General features: G+C 61.2%; 16 protein-coding genes. 8 read left to right on the plus strand and 8 right to left on the minus strand.

Annotation, left to right across the window (positions count from 1 at the left end; all coding sequences use genetic code 11):
• The 4 genes from NZ585_10630 to NZ585_10645 all read left to right on the plus strand — a co-directional run.
• The coding region (locus tag NZ585_10630; protein MCS7080484.1) for a hypothetical protein at positions 1-1373 on the plus strand (1373 nt) is incomplete at its 5' end.
• Positions 1367-1900 (plus strand): hypothetical protein, encoded by a 534-nt coding sequence (locus NZ585_10635; GenBank protein ID MCS7080485.1) that lies wholly within the window; start codon positions 1367-1369, stop codon positions 1898-1900. The genes NZ585_10630 and NZ585_10635, both read left to right, overlap by 7 nt.
• A 42-nt stretch (positions 1901-1942) precedes the next feature.
• Positions 1943-2719: a hypothetical protein gene (locus NZ585_10640; GenBank protein MCS7080486.1), complete on the plus strand. Its 777-nt coding sequence runs from the start codon at positions 1943-1945 to the stop codon at positions 2717-2719.
• Positions 2720-2947: 228 nt separating this feature from the next.
• A complete protein-coding gene (locus tag NZ585_10645; protein ID MCS7080487.1) occupies positions 2948-3958 on the plus strand; it encodes a formylglycine-generating enzyme family protein in 1011 nt (336 codons plus the stop codon).
• Positions 3959-4228: 270 nt separating this feature from the next.
• Here NZ585_10645 and NZ585_10650 read toward each other — a convergent pair whose 3' ends face one another.
• From NZ585_10650 to NZ585_10665, 4 genes are all read right to left on the minus strand, one after another.
• A complete protein-coding gene (locus tag NZ585_10650; protein ID MCS7080488.1) occupies positions 4229-6724 on the minus strand; it encodes a prolyl oligopeptidase family serine peptidase in 2496 nt (831 codons plus the stop codon).
• 30 nt (positions 6725-6754) lie between these two features.
• The gene (locus tag NZ585_10655; GenBank protein ID MCS7080489.1) at positions 6755-7183 is read right to left on the minus strand and encodes a VOC family protein; all 429 of its coding nucleotides are present in this window, start codon (positions 7181-7183) and stop codon (positions 6755-6757) included.
• A 166-nt stretch (positions 7184-7349) separates the two neighbouring features.
• On the minus strand, positions 7350-8129 hold the full coding sequence (locus NZ585_10660) for a hypothetical protein (GenBank protein MCS7080490.1): 780 nt from the start codon (positions 8127-8129) through the stop codon (positions 7350-7352).
• Between the two features lie 207 nt (positions 8130-8336).
• Complete coding sequence (locus tag NZ585_10665; GenBank protein ID MCS7080491.1) at positions 8337-8813, minus strand: hypothetical protein; 477 nt, start codon at positions 8811-8813, stop codon at positions 8337-8339.
• Between the two features lie 530 nt (positions 8814-9343).
• On the opposite strand from NZ585_10665, the gene NZ585_10670 reads away from it, so the two are divergent.
• The 3 genes from NZ585_10670 to NZ585_10680 are packed head-to-tail and all read left to right on the plus strand — an operon-like array spanning position 9344 to position 14151.
• Complete coding sequence (locus NZ585_10670) at positions 9344-12334, plus strand: sigma 54-interacting transcriptional regulator (GenBank protein MCS7080492.1); 2991 nt, start codon at positions 9344-9346, stop codon at positions 12332-12334.
• Between the two features lie 27 nt (positions 12335-12361).
• Positions 12362-13150 (plus strand): glucose-1-phosphate cytidylyltransferase, encoded by a 789-nt coding sequence (gene rfbF / locus NZ585_10675; protein MCS7080493.1) that lies wholly within the window; start codon positions 12362-12364, stop codon positions 13148-13150.
• Positions 13135-14151, plus strand: coding sequence for a GDP-mannose 4,6-dehydratase (locus NZ585_10680; protein ID MCS7080494.1), 1017 nt, complete (start codon positions 13135-13137; stop codon positions 14149-14151). The genes rfbF and NZ585_10680 overlap by 16 nt, the downstream gene beginning before the upstream one ends.
• A 168-nt stretch (positions 14152-14319) precedes the next feature.
• Here NZ585_10680 and NZ585_10685 read toward each other — a convergent pair whose 3' ends face one another.
• The 4 genes from NZ585_10685 to NZ585_10700 are packed head-to-tail and all read right to left on the minus strand — an operon-like array spanning position 14320 to position 19118.
• A complete protein-coding gene (locus tag NZ585_10685; GenBank protein MCS7080495.1) occupies positions 14320-15864 on the minus strand; it encodes an ATP-binding protein in 1545 nt (514 codons plus the stop codon).
• 59 nt (positions 15865-15923) lie between these two features.
• Positions 15924-17480 carry an OmpA family protein gene (locus NZ585_10690; protein ID MCS7080496.1) on the minus strand — a complete coding sequence of 519 codons (1557 nt, stop codon included), beginning with the start codon at positions 17478-17480 and terminating at the stop codon, positions 15924-15926.
• A gap of 9 nt (positions 17481-17489) precedes the next feature.
• The gene (locus tag NZ585_10695; GenBank protein MCS7080497.1) at positions 17490-18494 is read right to left on the minus strand and encodes a VWA domain-containing protein; all 1005 of its coding nucleotides are present in this window, start codon (positions 18492-18494) and stop codon (positions 17490-17492) included.
• 12 nt (positions 18495-18506) lie between these two features.
• Complete coding sequence (locus NZ585_10700; protein ID MCS7080498.1) at positions 18507-19118, minus strand: DUF1517 domain-containing protein; 612 nt, start codon at positions 19116-19118, stop codon at positions 18507-18509.
• A gap of 368 nt (positions 19119-19486) precedes the next feature.
• On the opposite strand from NZ585_10700, the gene NZ585_10705 reads away from it, so the two are divergent.
• Positions 19487-21316: a DNA/RNA non-specific endonuclease gene (locus NZ585_10705; protein MCS7080499.1), complete on the plus strand. Its 1830-nt coding sequence runs from the start codon at positions 19487-19489 to the stop codon at positions 21314-21316.
• Positions 21317-21506: the final 190 nt, after the last annotated feature.

Genomic DNA, 21506 nt, shown 5'->3' on the forward strand with positions numbered 1-21506 from the left:
ACCGGCGGTTGAGGGCGCTGGTCAACGAGGGGGTTGGGGGCGAGTTGCTGAGTCGGCACGAGTACACGTACGAGGCGGAGGGGAACATCACGAGCTGGACGCGGCGGCTGGGAAGCGCGCCGGCGCGGGTGGAGACGTACAGTTACGACAACGCCGACCAGTTGGTTGGGGCGGTGTTGAAGGAAGGGGCGACGACGGTCAGAGAGGTGGGGTACGGGTACGACGCGGCGGGGAATCGGACGAGCGAGACGTTGGCGGTCGGCAGCGGGAGCGGGCCGGCGACGGACTACGAGCGTGTGGAGTGGGACGCGGCGCAGCGGGTGACGGCGATCATCAAGGGCGGACGGCGGAGCGAGTTCGGCTATGACGGGCTTGGGCGGCGCGTGCGCATAGTGGAGAAGGACGGGGCGACGGTCATCAGCGACCGGCGGTACGTGTGGGATGGGGCGGAGGTGGTGGAGGAGCGGGATGGGACAAGTACGGGCGTGGTGACGAAGCGGTACTTTGGGAGCGGGGTCAGGGATGGGAATGAGACGTATTTCTACACGCGGGATCACTTGGGGAGCGTGCGGGAGGTCATTGACGGGAACGGGAATCTTGCGGCGCGGTACGACTACGACCCGTGGGGTCGGCCGACGCAAGTGGCGGGGAGTTACCGGGCGGATTGGGGGTATGCCGGGTATTGGGCGCACCGTCCGAGCGGGTTGAACCTGACGTGGTATCGGGCGTACGACGCGGAGGTGGGACGATGGCTGAGCCGTGACCCGATTGGGGAAACCGGCGGGCTGAATTTGTATGAGTATGTTGGGAACAATCCAGTAAGAAGCAAGGATAGATTAGGTCTTCAGCGATCTCCAGCAGGTCCTAGACCAAATTCTTATATTTATCCGTTTACTATGCCGGATTCTCCGTTTTATCCGCCCCCTCCCCGTCAGTCGTGGCCGCATCCCGAATGTCGTAATCTTTGCCAGGATCAAGCAGGTAGATATTGTGACTGTCATACAATGGTCACTGTTTCAATATGGAATGATGTAAGGGGAATACCGCCACACACGTATTTGCAGACTCCGTACAGAACAGTTGGTCATTATCCTTGGACTCGTGGAAATCCAATTGATAGTGGGAGATTAGTTAACGATTCAGGTCATTTTGGAGGGACTGGGCAAAGCTACAAGGTCTGTCCGCAGACGATGCAGGCTTTAGAGTTTTCAATTAACCAGCATGCAAATGATAACTATGATGTTACCAATCTGATCGGTAGGAATTGTACTGGATGGGCCTGTGAAAGACTAGCAGATGCAGGGTTGCCACCTCCTATCTGGGGGTGGTTGCCAGGCTCTTACACAAACCCGTGGAGAAATTGGCAATGGTAACGCGCTTTGTGAAAAAAAGTCTAACTGTTCCAAGAATAGTATGTTTGGCACTAATAGTAGCACTTTTATTGCTCTACATGTATAGTCAATATAACTCTAATCCATACTGGCTTGGAGAATACAGAGTTAATTTCGTTGAGAGCGCCTTAGTTTATCTGAATAACCTTGAGGATTTAGAAATCACGGTGGATGTTATAAGTGGGGATAAGGTTAATTTATGCAAGTCTTGTGATATAACTACCTTGATGGATGGAAAAATCACGAGATTAAGGGAACGAAAAATAGATACAAGAAATAAATACTTACTAGCTACGCTTGTGGATAAAGGTAGCAAAGGTCATATATGTGTATGCGATGTTTTAGTGTTAGACGGACAACTCAAAGGAAGTGTAATACATATAAGAGATGGAATGTATCCTAGCGAGGGGAATTATAGAATCTTTCAAGCAATCTACGAGATACCGGAATCAGTTGAAATAGCGGAGCAAAGATTGCCGGTGAAAATTGTTGGGTGGTTTGCGAAATAATACGGTTGGTGGTGGAGGTGACTAGCGGCATGGTGGGGCAGAGTGGAGATTGTGGAGGAGCGGGATGGGGTCAACACGGGCGTGGTGACGAAGCGGTACTTTGGGAGCGGGGTGGAAGACGGGAGCGAGAAGTATTTTTACACGCGGGATCACCTGGGGAGCATTCGGGAAGTCATTGACGGGAATGGGAATTTGGCGGCGCGGTACGACTACGACCCGTGGGGGCGGCCGACGCAAGCGGCGGGGAGTTACCGAGCCGACTTCGGCTACGGGGGCTACTGGCGACACGGGGGCAGCGGGTTGGCGCTGACGGACTATCGGGCATACGACGCGGAGGTGGGGCGGTGGCTAAGCCGCGACCCGATTGAGGAGTGGGGCGGGCTGCATCTGTATGCCTATGTGGGAAGCAATCCTGTGCGGCGGGTAGACCCGACGGGGCTGGCGTGCGGTCCGGGCGGGCTGGGAGACAAGCTGGTGCCGGATTTGGTCTTTGAGCCGTACTGCGATTTCCATGATCAGTGTTACCAGTACCATTTGTTGTCGCGTCGGGACTGCGACAAGAAGTTGTGCGAGGGGATGAAATGCCACTGCCGGCACTACCCGACGGATGTGCGCAAGGGGGCGTGCTATGTGGCGGCGTGGGTGTACTGCTGGGCGGTGCAGTGGTTTGGCGGTCGGGCGTACGACAACCGAAAAAACCAAGAGAACTGGAAGCCGGAGAACTGGCCTGACAAGTACAGAAAGCCGTCGGGAGGGTCGGACACCTGCCCGGCGCCGCCGTCCGTGCCGGAGGAATGTCGGAAGTTCTTGGATCGCTAGGGCAGTTTCCGCGCAAGTGGCGCGTACCCTGCGTGAGCCGGGTCAACGGTTTGGCAGGCTAAGTTTTCTTGGAAAGTGTACTAGCTTGTTCCACGGTCTCGGAAACCGTCTGAGCGTGGTCGCCGCCGGCGGCGCTGCCGCGTCAGGGGTGCTGGATGGCGCGTCCACTCCCAGAGGTTGAGAAGACAGGTGATAAGACGAAGGCGCGTGCGCGAAAGGAGGTGGGCAATGACAGTCCGGAACGGCGTGCGATGGGGTTGCTGGGTGGCGGTGCTGTGGCTGACCGGACCGTGGCTGTGGGTCGGCGGCGGCGCGGCGGCGGACAGTTCACCGGCTGCGCCGCGACCGATACAGCTGGAGAAGCTGACATACGAGGTGGTGACGCTGGACGACGCAGGGCGCGAGGTGCGGCGGGAGCGGAAATGGAACTGGGGGTTTCGGGAGGCGCTGGGCAACGGGGTGACGTTGGAGATGCTGCTCATACCGGGCGGAGAGTTTGTGATGGGGGATGGGATTGACACCGTGCCGTTTCCGTTTCCGTGTCACAAGGTGCGGGTGAAGGCGTTTTTTCTGGGGCGGTATGAGGTGACGGAGCGGCAGTGGCGGGAAGTGGCTGGGTGGGGGCGCGTGGAGCGTGGGTTGCCGCGTCGGCCTGGGGCGTGGTTGCCGTTTGGGAGTCGGCACGACGAGTGGCCGGTGCGGCGGGTGACGTGGGAGGAGAGTATGGAGTTTTGTGAGCGGCTGAGGCGGGCGACGGGGCGGGGATATCGGCTGCCGAGCGAGGCGGAGTGGGAGTATGCGTGTCGGGCTGGGACGACGACGGCGTTTCACTTTGGGAACAGCATCAACCATTGTGTGGCGCGGTTTAGGCTGCGGGGCTGTGGGCGGGGGGCGTACGGGGAAGGGGAGTTTGAGGCGCGGCCGGCGGCGGTGGGGAGTCACGGCGTGGCGAACGAGTGGGGGTTGGCGGACATGCACGGGAATGTGGAGGAGTGGTGTGAGGATATTGAGCACTTGGGCTACGAGGGCGCGCCGACGGATGGGCGGGCGTGGGTGGAGATTGTCCGGCCATGTAACGAGAGAAAACGGATTTCTCGGGGCGGCAGTTGGCTGTCATTGGCGATTCAGTGTCGCTCAGCGGGACGTGGGAGCGCGTACAGCAACCGTCGGGAGAAGGACACTGGGTTGCGGGTGGCGATGGACGTGCCGGTGGGTTTGGCGTTGCCGCCGCGGCCGTGAGGGGGTGTGCGCCGGCGTTGCTGTATCCGAGCGGGCAGAAGACGCAGATGAGTTACGCGGACAACGCGGGCGACCGGCGGTTGAGGGCGCTGGTCAACGTGGGGGTTGGGGCGAGTTGCTGAGTCGGCGCGAATACACGTACGAGGCGGAGGGAAACATCACGAGTTGGACGCGGCGGTTGGGAAGCGCGCCGGCGCGGCAAGCCGGGCGGCGAAGACGCGACGGCTTCGGCTTCACCGCCGCATACGCCTACACCCTCGTTGACACGCCCTACCGTTCACCCCTACGCGAGCCGGAAGCCGCCTTCTCCGCTTCAAGCGGCTTGGCGTTTTTGACGTGTTCTTCCAGCCACGTGTACGTCTCCCAGAGCATGTGCAGAATGGATTCCCGCGCCCGGTAGCTGTGGCGCTCATGCGGCAGCATCACCAACCGAACCGTCCCACCGAGACCTTTTATCGCCTGAAAGAGCCGTTCGCTCTGGATGGGAAACGTGCCGGCGTTATCGTCCGCCTCGCCATGGATGAGCAGCAACGGCGCACGAATCTGGTCGGCGTAGTTGAACGGCGACATGCGCTGGTAAACCTCGCGCGCCTGCCAGTAGGTGCGCTCCTCAGCCTGAAAGCCGAACGGCGTGAGCGTCCGATTGTAAGCGCCGCTGCGGGCGACACCGGCGCGGAACAGACGCGAATGCGCCAGCAAGTTGGCCGTCATAAACGCCCCATACGAGTGACCGCCGACGGCGACCCGGTTCGGATCGGCGACGCCGCGCCGAACACACTCGTCAATCGCCGCCTGTGCCGACGCCACCAACTGCTCAATGTAGGTGTCATTCGGCTCGCGTCCGTTTTCGCCGATGATGGGAAATGAGGGGTTGTCAAGGACGGCGTACCCCTGCGTCAACAAAAACAACGGCCCCCAGTAGCTCACCCGAACAAAGCGATACGGCGACCCCTGCACCTGTCCAGCGGCAGCCGCGCTGACAAACTCCTGTGGATACGCCCATATCATCAACGGCAGCGGCCCGTCGCGCTTGGCGTCATAACCGGGCGGCAGATAGAGCGTCGCCGTCAGGTCAACGCCGTCTGCGCGCTTGTAGCGAATCTGTTCCTTCTGGACGCCAATCAACTGCGGCGTTGGATGCGGGAAGTTCGTCAGCGCCGTCAGCTTGCCCGTCGCCAAGTCACGAATGAAGTAGTTCGGCGGTTCGGTCGGCGATTCCCGCGTCAATAACACCCGCTTAGCTTCCGAGTCGAGCAATGCTACAGGTTCTTCGTAGTAGGGCGCTTCCGATCGCCAGAGGCGAGTGGTCTGCCCCGTCCCGACATCGAAGCGATCTAGGAACGGCCGGTCACCTTCCGGCGACGCGCCTTCGCCCGCAAGATAGAGCGTCTTGCCGCCGTCAGGCGACAGAAGCCGCACCGTGCCGTCCGGCGCAACGTACGTCAGGAAGTTGCCGGGATCGCTATAGCGATCTTCCCCAGAGCGTTCGTGAACCAGCGTCGGCTGGGCGGCAGGCGCGTCAGGCTGGAAGCGCCACGTCCGCCGCATGCGCGTCTTCCGCCAGCCTTCATAAGCCAGCGCCAGCTGTCCCGTTCCCCACTGGACACCGCCGAACCGGTACGCAAAGCCGATGGACGGTTGTGGCTCGCCGGTGAACGGTGCGGACAGGAAAAAGAGCCGGTCGCGGATGTCGGCCTTGACGTTCGGATCGCCGCCGTCCTGCGCTTCCACCCAAACGAGCGTCGCCGGAGCGTCGCTCCGCCACTGGACGCTGCGCGGCCCTTTGGCTACGGCGTCAAAGCTTGTGGGGATGTCGTCGCGCAGCGGAAGGTCGGCGATCTCGCGGACGACCCGGCCGCGCTCATCCCACACCTGAATGCGGGTTGGAAAATACGTGGCCGGTAACGTGTACGAGTAGGGGCGATGCAGCGCCTGCACCAACAAGTACCGCCCGTCGGGCGATGGGGCGGCGTTCTGGATCACCGCCGGTCGGCCGATGGGCGTGGCGCGGCCGGTCAAGTCAACCTGAACGAGTTGCGCCGTAAGGTAATAATCGAACAACGCCTCGTCGTACGGATTGCGCAGGAGGTCCTGAAACGTCCGGGCGGGTGTAGCGCGACCGCGATTTTCCTGCACGATGGGGCCGTCCGGGACGGGCGGCGGCGACGGCGGAGCACCGCGTCCCGCCGGTACGACGCGGCACAGCAGCGACCGACCGGTGGGAAACCACTGGAGTGGGCGTCCGACGACGGCGTTGAGCCGCAGGTCGCCCAGTCGCCGCGCGGCGGCTTTTTCAACGTCCAGCAGCCACAACTCAATACGGTCGCCCGCCGTATGGGTGAACGCCACGTGGCGCTCATCCGGCGACCAACTCAGATCGCCCAACCGCGTCGGCGTCGGAAGGCCGGTGACAGGACGTTTGGTTCCGTCGGCAAGCCGGAGGAGCGTGAGGCCGGTGAGGTACGCCGGTTGACTGGGGCCGTTAGTCCGTGGGTTGAGGCGGACGCCGCCCAGTCGGAGTTCGGGTTGGGCGACTTCGGCGATTGGCGGCAGCGCCGGGCGCTCCGCAAGCAACAACCACGTCCGCTGCGGACTCACCAGCGCCGCCGGCGGTAGTGGAGCGTCCACCAGATCAGCGATGGGCTTCGGCGGCGTCCGATAGGAAGTTTGCGCCACAACGAACGGCGCAAGGTCGCCGCTCAACCAGATTGCTAAAAGCAAAAAGCCGATGTGGAGGCAACGACGCGAAGTTGCGCAAAAGGTCATAAGCAACGGGTGTTAGAAAACTTTACAAAGTCAGGCGTCGCCGACGGCCGCAAGTTCAGCGCAACCGAAAATGGCTTCAGGGTGGGTGTAGTGTTTGAACTCCAGCAGGTTTCCAGACGGGTCTTCAAGGAAAAACGTCCGGTGTTCGGTCGGCTCGCCGGGGAAGCGGATACGCGGTCGCTGACGGAAACGCAGTCCGTGGGCCTCGGCGCGCGCCGCCACTGCAGCCCAATCTGCCTCGTCAGCGAACACCATCCCGAAGTGACGAGGGTAAATCCCGGTCTGCGGCGGCGGCGGCTCACTCACAAGGTGGGCGACAATCTGGTGGCCGAAGAAATTCAGAATCAGTGCGCGGTTTGAGGCTCGACCGGACGTGCAACCCAACCCTTCAACATAGAACCGGCGGGTGGCGTCAAGGTCGGTGACAGGGAAAGCAAGATGAAAGCAGGAAATCGCCATAACACACGACAAAGCCGCTCAGGGCGGAACAATTTTGAGCAGCTTGCTGTGTGGGTCAAGGGACGACGCCCCAGCGACGCAGCCGTACTAGCAAGGGACTAGTGTGACCCACTTCCCTTCCAGAAACATTCAGCTCGTCGCAGGGACGGGGTTTTGAAGCGATTTCTTAGCGCCTTCCGTCGGGCTTGAAACCAAAAGTCTTGAGTGTAGCGCGGGCGATCTCACGGGCGGCGCGGCGGGTTTCCGGCGTCCCGTTGGCTTTGGCGTCGGCGTCAAAAGCGACCATCAAACCGGTAAACAGAACGCAGGTGTCATAGAGCGCAGTTTGCTCTTCGGGCGTCCGGCGGGTGACATCCGAGCCGGTGGTCAAAAATTCGTGCACTGTGTCAAGCACGTAGTAGGATTCCTCCTCGGTCAGCTCACGTCCCCGTTCAATCCCCAACGCCGCGCCGATGGCGAGGCCGACAGCGTACGTCAGGTTGTTCCGCCGGAATTCGGGACTGTTTTCCAGTTCGTTAAAGAGCGTCTGACCGAACTCCCGGAGCGGCGCACGATGGCTAGGGTCGTGCGCCAGCGCCGCAAATTGGTCGGCGACGCTCTGGCGGCGACGCGGACGAAAATCAGTGGCGGAATAATCGCGCGGCGTCGTTGCAGGTGTTGGCTGTCCAGCTCGTGGCGAGGCAGTTCCTGGCGACCGCCGCGCTGCCGGCGGCGACGTGCGCCGTCGTCTTTGCCGATTATCTAACTCCAGTGGAATATATTGAAGCGCCGCGTTCTGCTGCGCCTGCGACAAGATAAAACTGGCGTTCGCCAGCGCCATGGTGTCGTACTCCATGCCGGGCGACAGATAGTTCTGGTATTGCCCATAGGCTTCGTCAGAGCCGCCAATCATACAAAGCACAGCCAAGCCAAGATGGAACAGGAACAAGCGAAGGAAACGGCGCATGGGCATCCTCTCTGGCAACAGGATTGCGTGTCAAGTTCGTGACAGTCGCCATTCGGCATTCGTCCGATGGTGCAGCGATGGAGAACACTACACGTTGCCGCTGCCAGAGCGAAAGTCCTGCCGACCATCATTCGGCGCAGATTTGAATAGTTCTGAAAAACGACAAAAACCAGCTTCAGGAAACAGCCGTCGTGCACGCCCAACGCCCTAACGACTTGGCCCTGTCCACTCCACGACTTCGACCGCTGGCTCGGCCGGTGGAGCGAAATCACCGGGGTCGGCGATGATCACGCCGAGGCCGCCGTCGGGAAACCGCTCCATCATCTGGGCAATGTCCGGCAACGGCTCAGGGCTTTGCTCAGTGACCAGACTGGCAAGCGCATTCCCAGCCGTTTCCATCCAGACGTGAACTTCTTCGCCGTTGAGCTTCATCCGACCGACATAAGCGTAAGCCGACTTAACAGTGTAGGTTCGGCTGTACCACAGTCTTGCGGTTGCTCCATCAGCCGTCGCAGTGTAACCGGCGAAGTGATACGCCACAGCTTCGGCTACGTGGACGGCTTCAAGAAGGGGGGCAGTCAGAGCCGGCGTCTCCTGAGCCAACCCAGCGCCCTTGAGCGTTATCGCTTTTGTCTGCGCCGGATGACGTGGTGTCCGACGCTTGATGCTCCGACGCTGAACCACTCGATAACCTTTCAGCTGGCGCGCTTGGCGTCTTACCCGGTGCGCTTGACGTCGGAGACCGCGCTGAGCGGTTTTCGACTTGGAAACAGGCAGCTTGGAAGAGCGTGGCGCTTTCGCGCCATCGCCGTTTGCTGAGCCAGCGGAGCGTGACGATTCACTGCCAAAAGCAACACCGCCGAGCAGCCCCAAGCCGACCAACGTGATCAAGAGTATCAGACCGTGAAAGAAGCGCCTCATCGTGATAAGCTTTGGGACATCGGTAAGTACGTAAAATCAAACCAATGGCATCACCGGTTTATTGCGAATCAAGTCCCGTGCCAGACCTTTGCGCCACCCTCTCGGTTCCGCCGAGAAACGACAAAGCATTTGCAAGGAAGATGTTAGAAAAGGCGTAACAGGTGTTTTCACGGTGGTCGGACCGCCCTCTGCGTCTTTGGCGAGGCTGCCGGGTGACAACTTCCCCGACGAGTGACAGTCGGGCCGACATGGATTTCCTGTGTGAAACGGGCTGAGGTAGGGTGTCCGTAGCCATGCGTTACTTTGATACACAACCGGCGGATGATCTCTCCGCTATGGGGCGCGTCACTCAAAACATCGGGGATGTCTCGGGACGCGATCCGCTGGCTGCACTCAAGGAACTCGAAGATCTACTTTCCATTTCACTGCCGCCGTTGGACGCACTACGGCGCTGTCAAATCGCTGAACAGTGGGAGGTACTGGGCAACTACAGCGCCGCCGAGCAACGGCTGGCGGAAATCAACCTTGACGGGCTTCCTGACGACATCGCTGCCCAAGTCCTGCTCCGCAAAGCCAGCCTGTGCCGGTGGGTCAATGACGCGCCACAGGCGATTTATTTGGCCAAACAGGCGCTGGAGTTAGCCAAGCGGGCCAATGACGATGAGTGCGCGGGCGAAGCGGCATCCGTGATTGGTTATGCGTACTGGCTGTTGGACGAGTACGAAATGGCCTACGACGCGCTGCGGCAAGCGGTTGAAACGCTCGGCAAAACGAGAAACCTACGCGCCTTCGCGCAGGCGTGCTGGGCGCTGACCTATGTCTGCAACCTGCTGGGACGCACCGCCGAAGCGCAGGAGGTCTCAGAACGCGGGATTGTCGCCCTGACCAATTCTCCCAAAGCCGACTCCATTTTTGGGCAGACCTTGCTCGGTCATTTGCGCGCCAGTCAGGCGGTGATTGCCTTCGAGTGCGGCAATGTCGAGCTTGCTCTCCTAATCCACGAGCGGGCGTTAGACCACTGGATGTCCACCAATGACCCGCGCTTGCTGGCGAACGGCTACCGCAACGTCGCCGAGATTCACTTTGCGACCGGCAACTGGGATCAAGCGGAAGCCCTACTTGAACAAGCCGCATACTTAGTCAGCGACAGTGATCCGGCTATTCGCTGCTCCACGCTAGTGACGCTGAGCCGTTTGGCGGCGCGGCGCGGCAAGTTTTCCGACGCCCGGCTGTCCTTAGCCGACGCCAACATGCTGGCCTCGCAGTCCGGTAGCCGGAGTCTGCTCGCCGAATGCTGTGACGCGCTGGGTGAAACCGATTTCCTTGAACAGCACTATGCCGACGCGGAGCGGAACTTCGCCGAGGCGCGTGATCTGTTCATCAAGATGAACCGCCCCACACGAGTAGCGTACGCAAATCTCCGGCTGGCTGAAACCCGTCTGGCGCAGGGTGACATCGCCGGGGCGCAAGGCTTCTACGAGGTGGCGTGTGACTTGGCGGCGCGCATGTCGAATGCGCTCCTCACAGCGCATGTTGAGCGCATCAGCGGCAAAATCGCCTTGGCGCAAGGGGACATCCACACTGGTCTTTCCCTGCTCATGCGCAGCGTCAGCTGCTTCGAGTCATTGAACTTCGCCTGGCAGGCGGCGTTAGCCTACTTTGACGCGGGGACGGTCACCGACAAAGAGATTCCAGCGGCGCGTCAGCGTGAATGGCTGGAAACCGCCATCAACATCTTCCGTCACCTTGGCACGGCTCCACACCTGATGGCGGCGGAGGCGGCGCTCGTCGAGCTCAACCGCCGAACGCCGGTGACGCTGCAAGACCTACCGGGATTAAACACAGCGCAGGTCGAACGCCTGACAGCCGCCACTGTGTCAACGGAATCCGTCGCGCGGGAACTAGCTGCCATTATTGACAGCTACAAGGTGGCGGTTGCGCTTTTCGCCGAAAACGTGGATGGCGATGTGCTAGCCATTACCTCGCGCGGCCTTGAAAGTGAGACGGTCCAGGACCTCGGCATGCTGTTGCGCCGCCGCCTCCGCAACCCCGACAGTTCCCAGAGCGATACCATCCGTTTTGAGCGTCTGTGGCATGCCGAAAATCATCTGTCGCCCCACCGGCCACGCAGCCTATGGATTCACCTCGGCAGCCTCAAACCGGACATTGAGCCCCTTATCCATTCGCTGCTGCGAGTCGCCGGCATCGCGCTGGAACTGTGCCATCTGCGGGCGGCAGTTGAAGAACTCGCCACAGCCCAAAAAGCAAGCGAGGTTCGGGCGGACGACGCCGTTTTGGCTGAACTGGGACTAGTCGGGGCGTCGCCCGCCATGCGGGACATCGCAGAACGTATTCTCCGCATTCGGGACTCCTCCGTGACCGTTCTCATCACGGGTGAATCCGGTACCGGGAAGGAAGTCGTCGCCCGCGCCATTCACCGCGCTTCGAGCCGCCGCAACAAGCCTTTTGTCGCCTTCAACTGCGCGGCCGTCCCGGAAGAACTCTTGGAAAGTCAACTGTTTGGACACAAGAAGGGCGCGTTTACCGGTGCGGATAAGGACGCACTGGGTGTCATTCGCGCCGCCGACGGCGGCACGCTGTTTCTGGACGAAATCGGAGAACTGCCGCTTCACTTACAACCGAAGCTCCTGCGCTTCCTACAGGAACGCGAAGTGCATCCAGTAGGCGCGGATCGCGCCGTCACAGTTGACGTCCGTATCATTGCCGCCACCAACCGCGATTTGGCGCGCGAAGTCGCCGCCCGTAGGTTTCGCGAAGACCTGTTTCACCGGCTCAACGTGTTGAACATCAACCTGCCGCCGCTGCGCGAACGCCGGGCCGACATTCCTGTACTGGCGCAGGCTTTCCTTCAAGAAGCCATGGAGCGCAACCACAAAACCGTCACGTTGTCGGAAGCGGCGCTCACGGCGCTGACACTCCACGATTGGCCCGGCAATGTTCGGCAACTACAAAACGAGATCGAGCGCGTCGTCGCACTAGCGGACGACCAAGCCATCCTAACGCCTTCAGCCTTCAACTTCTCCGTTGAAGCTCTGAGTGCTCCCAGCGCGCGGACGGACGACGCCATTTTTCCGGAAGGTAAGATTCCACCAAAACTCGCCGACGCCGTCGCTATGCTCGAACGTCATCTCATTGCTGAAAGCCTCAAACGTCACGCTGGCAATGTCACGCGCGCGGCGCAGGAGCTTGGCATCAGCCGACCGAGCCTTTACGCCAAATGTAAAACCTACGGCATCACTATCAGCAAGGCCGTCGGCGGCTGAAAGCGCCACAACGCTACGAGGACTGTCATGAAAGTTGCCATTTTGTGCGGTGGACGGGGAACTCGGTTGCGGGAGGTCAGTGAGACCATTCCAAAACCGATGGTTCCGGTGGGCGAACATCCCATCCTTTGGCATGTCATGAAACTTTACGCTGCACATGGCCTTACGGAGTTTGTTTTGCTGCTCGGCTACAAGGGGGTGGTGATTCGGGAATACTTCCTCAACTTTGCCGCCTACGAGACCGACGTAACGGTCAACTTGGCGGCGACCGATGAACGGCGACTCACCTTTCACGGCCTGCCGACCGAACCCTGGCAGGTGACGCTGGTCAACACCGGGGAAGACACCTTGACCGGCGGGCGCATCCGCCGGGCGCGGCGGTATCTCGAAGCAGACGAACTGTTCTGCCTGACCTACGGCGACGGCGTCGGCGATATTGACATCACAGCGCTGCTGGCGTTTCACCGGCGGCATGGACGGCTGGCGACAGTCACGGCGGTGCGTCCGCCGGGCCGGTTCGGCGAACTCGTTGTTGATGACGGCCATCACGTGCGTGTGTTTAATGAAAAGCCGCAGGTGAGCGGCGGTTATATCAACGGCGGCTTCTTCGTCTTTCACCGCGATGTAATTGAACGGTACTTCCCTGACCGCGACGACCTCATGCTGGAGAAAGAACCGCTCGAAGCCCTCGCGCGCGACGGTGAACTCATGGCTTTCCGGCATGAAGGTTTCTGGCAGCCAATGGACACGCCGCGCGAGTTTCAACTCCTAAACGAGCTTTGGAGGAGCGGTCGCGCTCCATGGAAAGTCTGGTGAACTTCTGGCGCGGCAGGCGCGTGTTTGTAACAGGCGCAACGGGACTCGTCGGCGCCTGGCTCGTCAAAGCCCTCATCGCCGCCGACGCGCAAGTGGTCGCGCTGGTGCGCGACGCCGACCCGCAATCCGAGTTGTTCCGTTCCGGCGACATCCAGCGCATCGCCGTCGTCAACGGCCGGCTGGAGGACTTCTCGACCATTGAGCGCGCCGTCAACGACCACGAACCGGACACGGTGTTTCATTTGGCGGCGCAAACCATCGTCGGCGCTGCGCACCGCAACCCATTGGAGAATTTCGAGTCGAACATTCGCGGCACGTACCATGTGCTGGAAGCGTGTCGGCGCAGCCAAGCCTTTGTACAGCGGGTTGTGGTGGCGTCAAGCGACAAGGCGTACGGAACGGCGGCGACGCTGCCCTACGTCGAGACCATGCCGCTTCAGGGGCGCCATCCGTATGAAGTCGCTAAGAGCTGCGCCGACTTGATTGCGGCGGCTTATCATCACACGTATGGGTTGCCGGTCGCCGTAGCGCGGTGCGGCAACATTTACGGTGGGGGCGATTTGAACTGGAGTCGAATTGTGCCGGGCACGATTCGGTCCTTGTGGCGCGGTGAACGTCCCATCATCCGCAGTGACGGGACGTTTGTCCGCGATTACCTCTATGTTGAAGATGTCGTTGACGCCTACCTGCGGCTGGCGGTTTACCTTGACCGTCCCGGCGTCGCCGGCGAAGCGTTCAACTTCAGCCCCGAACGTCCATTGACGGTGCTGGAACTGGTGGAGCGCATTCAATCCCTAATGAATTGCCGCCATCTTTTGCCTGACATTCGGAACACGGCCGTCGGCGAAATTCATTCGCAGTATCTAGACGCCTCAAAAGCGCGCGCCCTCTTGGACTGGACGCCCCAGCGAACGCTAGACGAGGGCCTGCAAGCGACCATCGCCTGGTATTGCGCTTTCCTCGATGATAACGAAAAAACGGCGCGCAGGCCGCCATCGTAGGCGACCGTCGTAGGCTTTCCGGGAAGCGAGAAGCCGTGTGCAGCCTGAGGGCAAGTTTTCTCGCCGCCTTAAGCGATACACATACGACGTATGGACTTCCGGCGCACTTCCCGTGGATGCGACGCCGTGCCACGTCCCGTGTGTAGCTCGTTTCCATGGCTTGTTGTGTCAGTCGGCCGCACACTGCCAACCGACAACCTGCCGCCTACTGCGGCTGAACTCAACGCCAATCAGCCAAATCGTTGCTTCAGGCGCGCGATATTTCGCCGCGTAGTCGCGCGCCTGCAACTGCGCCAACGCCGCGCCGGTCGGCGCGTCGCCATCCACCACTTTGAACTCAAACAAATACACCTGTGAACCGACGCGCACCGCCAAATCACATTGGCCGTGCTGGGAAACGTCCTCAGCCGTCATGTCAAAGCCCAGCGCTGCCAAGTAACTGTAAAAAACGCCGGCGTAGTAGCCTTCGTACTGCGCAATTGGGTTGGAGCGGTACCAGTCATGCGGAATGCCTGCGTACAGACGCTCGATGTGTCGGCGCAGGGCTTCAACGTCACCCATTGCCAGCGCACGATGGAGGTTCAACCCCGACTGCATGGCGGCGGCAGCGTCCGGCAGCCACGCTGTCAGCAAGGCGCGGTTGAGCGCACTGCGGACTTCTTGGTTCGGCACGGACAGCCAGTACGCATCGCGCCCACCGACACGCTCCCGCTCCCGAATCGTTAGGTAGCCGGTTTGCCACAACAGGGCTTCCGGGCGGATCACGTCAACGTCAAAGGCCGACAGGAGTTCATCATCCCCGAACATGCGTTCCAGTTGTGGGGTAAACAAGCGCCGCGCCTTGAGCCATTCCACCAGAAACGTGGGCGTGCCGGTCTCAAACCACCACGCGCGAAAATCGCGCGTCCGAAACAGCAGCAATAGGTCATAGGGGTTGTAAACCGGCTCACCCAACCACCGATAGCCGTTGTACCAGCGCCGGATGTCGGCGCGCGCCAAACCGTCCAACTCCGGCGCAAACGTTCCCTCTACCTCGTTTTCGGTGTAGCCGCACAGCGTCGCGTAGTCCGGGTCAAGCGTCAGGTCGTAGAGGTTGTTGAGGCCCGAAAACAAGCTGACCTTGCTGAACTTCGAGACCCCGGTCAAAAACACGAACCGCAAATGCGCGTCCTGCGCCTTGAGTACGGAGTAGAAATCACGCAAGCCGTCGCGGAGCGCGCGCGCCGTCTCCGGAACGGTCAGGTTGTCAAGCATCGGCTTGTCGTACTCATCCACCAAGACCACTGCTCGTGCGCCATGCTTGGCGGCCGCCTTGGTGATCAAGTCGCCGAACCGTCCGGCAATGGTGCGCGCCGTAGCCGTAACGCCAAGGCGGGCGGCGTTGGCGTCCAGAATGTCCTGAATGCGCTCGTCAAGCTCGTCACGGGAGGCGAAGCCCCCCTCGGCGAAACTGATGCGAATGATGGGGTACGGCCGGCTCCAATCCCAGCGACAAGCGAGGTCGAGGCCCTCGAAAAGCGCGCGGTTGGCGGCGAAGGCTTCGGCCAACGTGTCTAGAAAGAGCGATTTCCCAAAGCGGCGCGGGCGGGCGAGGAAATAATACTTGCCTTCCTCAGCCAGCTTGGCGACAAAGCGGGTTTTGTCCACGTAGTAGTAGCCTTCTTCGCGGATCTCGCGGAACGTCTGGATGCCGATAGGCAGCTTCTTTCGCATGGCGCCCCGACTGTTCACGAAGGCGAAACCGTGCGCCGCCGCGTCCCACGACGGCGTTGCTACGGCGCCGCCGTCGCGCCTTCGAGGTCGGACGGTGGCGGCAAAATCAACTCGACCCGCCGGTTGGCTTGGCGTCCACGCGGCGTCGTATTTGGCTGCCGTGGGTTGGCGTTGCCCATAGCAAAGGCTTGGACGCGGTCGGCCGGAATGCCGCGCGCCGTCAGATAGCCCAACACCAACTGTCCGCGCTCACGGCAGAAATCCTGACGACTTTGCTCCGTGCCGGTATTGTCGGTGTAGGCCTCAATCCGTACCGCCGCTTCCGTCAGCCGCAAAAACTCCACCAACCGATCCAGTTTCGCCATAGCGGTCGGCGTCAGCGCCATGGGTTGGCGCGGGGTGCTAATAAAGTCCCCGTCCGGCAGCGTGAGCACTGAACCGCGCGCTTCAAAGCGGGCGTCCACAAAGAGCCGCGCCAGTTCTTCGCGCAGCGCTTTGATGCGCGCCTCGCGCGTCGCCGCCTGCGCCCGATCTAGTTCGGCGCGCAGCCGCCGGATTTCCTCGCGCAGGCTCGCCGTATTGGCGTCGCCCTGCGTCTTGTCGGCGACCAGCCGGTTGTAGTCGTCGCGGAGGCGTTCGCGTTCAGCTTCGACTTCACGGCGCAATCGGCGTTCGGTTTCTAGTTGCGCCTGGAGCGCCGGAATCCGGTTGACCTGATCCTGCAACTCGGCGATGACATCATCTTTCGCCGCCACCTCACGCCGCCGGCGTTCCGCCGCCATGCGCCCGACGGCGATGCGCCGGGCGCGTTCGGCCAGACGGATCGCCGTGTCGGCCGTTTCGGCCGCTTCGTCGCGCCGGCCGCGCCGGTAAAGGTCTTCGGCCGCCGCAAAGGCGTCGCCGGCCGCCGCCATCAACTGTGGCGCAAACGTGTCAGCTTCGTAGTAACGCGCAATGTCGCGCGCCCGCTGCGCCTGCAACAGTTCCGGCGGATAGCGCGGATCGCGGCCGGCTGCCGGCGGTTCGGGACTCACAATGCGGTTTTCCACATCGGCGTCGCCCGAAAAATCAATCTCGTTGTCGGCGATAAAGACTTGTCCAGTGCGAACTTCCGCATTCGCCGCTACAACCAGACGCGATGGCGACGCCACCAAGTAGTGTGGTTCAGCCGTGACAATCAGGCTGAAGTTGCGGTGGCGCGTCGTCGTACTGATTTCCGAGCCGAACCAGCCGTCGAGCGTATCGCTCTGCCGCTTGCGATACTCACCCAAATTGTCGCAGATACCTTCCGGCGTCACGGCCCACATTACGTAGGTCGCCGCCATTGGTCCGACCGTCGCCGGACGCGGTAGGCGCTTGAGCGTCAGGGAAATCTTCGTGATGCTGCTGCGCCGTTCAATGACCGCCTCACCGCTCACATTCGCTCCGAACCGCTCCGTACCGACCATTGGCACGCGCACTTCGCGGTCAAAGGGGTAGCGAATGGTCACGGTGCGAAAGGTGACATCGCTGCGCGGGACAGGCGGCGGTTGTTGCCCGAACGCCGTGCTGCCCCCCGCCGAACCGATCACCGCCAAACTTGCTAAAATCGCCAAAGAATCACGTACGACACGCATAGGGTTGTTCTACTCGGAAGAGTACTCGGTTTGGGAAAAGACCCGCAGACGCCGGTCGCGCGGACGTACCTCCACGGTGCGTTGTCCGGCGGCGGCGGGCGGCCCGGTCGGGCGATACAGCGCGATGTACTGCCCGCTGAGGTCGTCCACGATGCGCTTGAAGCTTTGTTCCAGTTCGGCTTCGTCGGTGGGGACGAACATTTTGCCGCCGGTCAGCGCACAGAGATGCTCTAGCGCGTCACGATCCACAGCGCCGAAGCGGAAGCGGTCGCCCATCCCCAAGGCATAGACGACGATACCGCGACGCCGCAGATTAGTCGCCACACGCTCTAGGGTTAGTTGACTGGCGGTGTCGCGTCCATCAGTCAGGACGCAGATCGCCCGCCGGATGGCGCGGCGGATGCCGCCGCTGTTGATGACGCGCCGCGCTGTCGGCCCATCGAGCGTCTCGCGCGCTGTGATGTCCAGCGCGTCGTAGAGCGCCGTCCCCAGCGGCGGCGTGGCGTTGTCTTCGTCGCGGAAGCGTTGTTCGCGCTCAATGCGGCCCAGCGCGGTTTTGAGCGACTTCAGGTGACTGGTTAACCCGTTGACCAGTTCCACTTCGCCGCCGAAGGTCAGCAGCGCGCCGTAGTCCCGGCCGGGACGGAAAAACGCATCGAAAAAGACATCCACCGCCCGCTTTTCGACCGGCAGCAGCGACGCTTGGCTGTCGCTTACGTCAATCAGGACGGCCAGCATCAACGGCAGGTCGTTGCTGGTGCGGAACAGGTCTATCGTCTGGCGGCGGCCGTCTTCGTAAATCTCGAAATCCTCCGCACGTAGGTTCGATACAATCCGACCGCGTTCATCCACAACGCTGAACACGACGCCGCGCGAATCGGCGACAATGGCAATATCGTCGCCGGCGCCGGGCAAGGTTGGCGGCGTTGTGCGCGGACGGCCGCCGTCTTGAGCAACACCAGGCGTTACCATCAGCGCCGCCGTCAGCCATGCCACAACATGCAGGCGCTTCATACCCTCATCACCTCACATAATCACCCGCAGATGACTCCACCCGCCAGTGAGCAAATCCTCCTCCGAAAGACCGTCTTCGGGGCTGCCCGGCATCACGAACACGGCGTCGGCGAGAATCGTCTCCGGGTTGACATACAGGATGCCGTTGACCAGCGACCGCAGGGTTTCCCGTTGCCAGTAGCGTCGCTCGTCGGTGACAGCCTCGCCGGGCGGGTATGGGACGCTCAATAGCAGCAAAACAGTTGCCGCTACGTAGTCCTTGCGATTGGAAAGCCGGCGCATGTAATCCACCTCATCTCCGACCTCCTCCTCTTCGGTCGCCGAGGACGCCGACAACTCCGCCGACCATTCTTCAAACATCTGTCGTGCTTCCTCACCGGCGACATACTCCCAGTAGGCATGTGTCCAGTAGGGTTCCTGTTCCAGCAACAGCGCCACGATGCGCTTGAGATACCGCTGTTTGGCGGCGGCATCCTGCAGATCGCCGTCCGGGTCAGCGACGACTGTCGCCAGTCGCCGGCGCAGTGTATCTTCACCAAAGGCTCGAATCACAAGCTGAACGCCGAACAGGTAAACTTCCTCGTCCTTGAGGAAGAGTTTGGCAAACCACGACCGACGCGACATCGGCGTTTACCTCGCCACCGAAGATTTGGCTGCGCCGCCGTCGTTTTGGCGGTCGGTTGCATATACCACACTTTGTGTTCCAATCGGCGCGCGCCTGTCGCCGTTGGCGCGGTAGTGTATCAGCCGTGTTTCAGCAAAGCTAAAACGCAACGTAGCAGGCAGCCTTCGTTAATGTCGTATTTACATCGAAAGGCCAAGGCTAACTTTTTCGAGACCAAGGCTTTATTCGGCGCAACATACTCTGAACAGACGCGATAACATGGCGTGGAAAGCCTGCTAACCAACGATGTTCTGGCGGGCGACCGGCATACGCCGGTAGGTATTTTTCTTGATATGCGAAAGGCATTTGCGCGCTTTGAAAGGATGTTATGACACGCATTGGTAATCCCTTCGCCGCTTTGATTTCCCGCCTCCAACGGGCGCGGGTGGAAGATCAATCCATCGCCCCACGAGCGCGTACACAATCACCGCCTCCTGCGCCGGTTGAGACGACCAACCAGCGCCCCTCCGCTTTCAGTTTGGCTTCACTGGACGCCGCGCACACGGCGCGTGTCGGTTTCAACCAGGCTGACCGGCTACGCGCTAGTTTGTTTGCGATGTTTCGTCAGTCCGCCACGCCGACGGCGGCGAATGCGACGATGACGGCTGCGATGGCCGGCCTGACGCAGACTGTCACCGGCTCGGCCTCCCCTAACGCCGCCATCCGGGATTTTCAGACCACCACTTCCACCATCACGATTAACGACGACTTGAAAACGACCGGCGTCCGGGTGGATGTCAACATCAGCCACACCTATGCAAGTGATCTAGTCGTCAAACTGCGTTCCCCTGAAGGCAAGGAAGTCACGCTTCGCAACCGCGAAGGGGGGCGCGGCGACGGTATGGTCAGCTTCACCGCCAATCCGGCCGACTTCAACGGCGTCTCGACCAAGGGCAACTGGACGCTTATCGTCGAGGATCGCGCCGGCGGCGATGTTGGGACGCTGCGCAACTGGTCGCTGGCCCTGACAGGAACTCGCCCGGCGCCGGAGCCGCCGCCTGCACCGCCGGCCAACGGCGTCCGCACCGTCACACAGACCGCGACACCCAACGCCGCCATTCGGGATTTCCAAACCACCACGTCAAGCATTGTCATCAACGATGACATCAAAGCGACCGGTGTGCGCGTGGATGTCAACATTGCGCACACCTACGCGAGCGACTTGGTGGTCAAACTTCGGTCGCCGCAAGGCCAGGAAGTGACGTTGCGCAACCGTGAGGGCGGACGCGGCAACGGGACAGTGAGCTTCACCGCCAATCCGGCCGACTTCAACGGCATTGACGCCAAGGGCGAATGGACGCTCATCGTCGAAGACCGTGAGCGCGCAGATGTCGGCACACTCCGCAGTTGGTCGCTTTCAGTGACGGGGACGGATCGGACGCCGCCGCCGGCCCCGCCGCGTCCGACGCCGCCGCCCGACAACAGCCCCCTCCTACTCGGCAATCCGTCGAACGCCACGCCGGATGTCCGCAATGAAAACAACTACCTTATTGTTCGCGATCAGTTCACGGCCTCGTACAACCGTGCCGACGCCAAGCCCAACTGGGTTGCGTGGCATACCGACCAGTCGCACCTAGGACGCGAAAGCCGAGGCAAGTTTGATGAAAGAAGCACGGACAACCAACTCCCTGAAGGTTGGCGACGTGTGACGGCGTTTGACTACACAGGCAGCGGCTACGACCGCGGCCACCACCTGCCGAGCGCTGACCGGACGGCCAACCGCCAAATGAACGACGGCACGTTCCTGATGACAAACGTGCTTCCGCAAGCGCCAGACAACAATCAAGGGCCGTGGGAGCGGATGGAGCGGTACGTCCGCGACCAGATTCGCCAGAACGACATGGAAGCCTATACAGTGATGGGCAGCTACGGTGAAATCGGACGTATTCCAGGCCAGGGTGGGGACGCCAACATCGCCATCCCCGAACGGGTCTGGAAGATAGTCGTCCTGATTCCACGCGGCGACAACGATCTTGCGCGCATCAACAAGGATACCCAAGTCATCGCCGTGGACATGCCCAACCGGCAGGGCATTCGCAACGACAACTGGGAAAACTACCGCGTATCGGTCGCTGACATCGAACGCGCCACCGGGCACCGCTTCTTCACCAACCTGCCGCCCGAAGTCCAAGCGGCGCTGCGTGAGAAGGGCCGGTAGGTTCGTGCGTCATCGTCAAGGGGCGGCGTTGACGCAAACGCCGGGGTCAGGCCGAGTTGACACGGCCGCGACGCCAGAGCGTACGCCGCGCTGCGCCTTGACAGAAAACGCCTCAAGAGATTCCGCTGGAAAGAATCAGAAGCCCGCCTTCCGGCGGGCTTCCAACTTTCGCTGCGCCGTCTTTTCGGCG

The organism is Chloracidobacterium sp., assembly GCA_025057975.1.
Classification (GTDB): Bacteria; Acidobacteriota; Blastocatellia; order Chloracidobacteriales; family Chloracidobacteriaceae; genus Chloracidobacterium.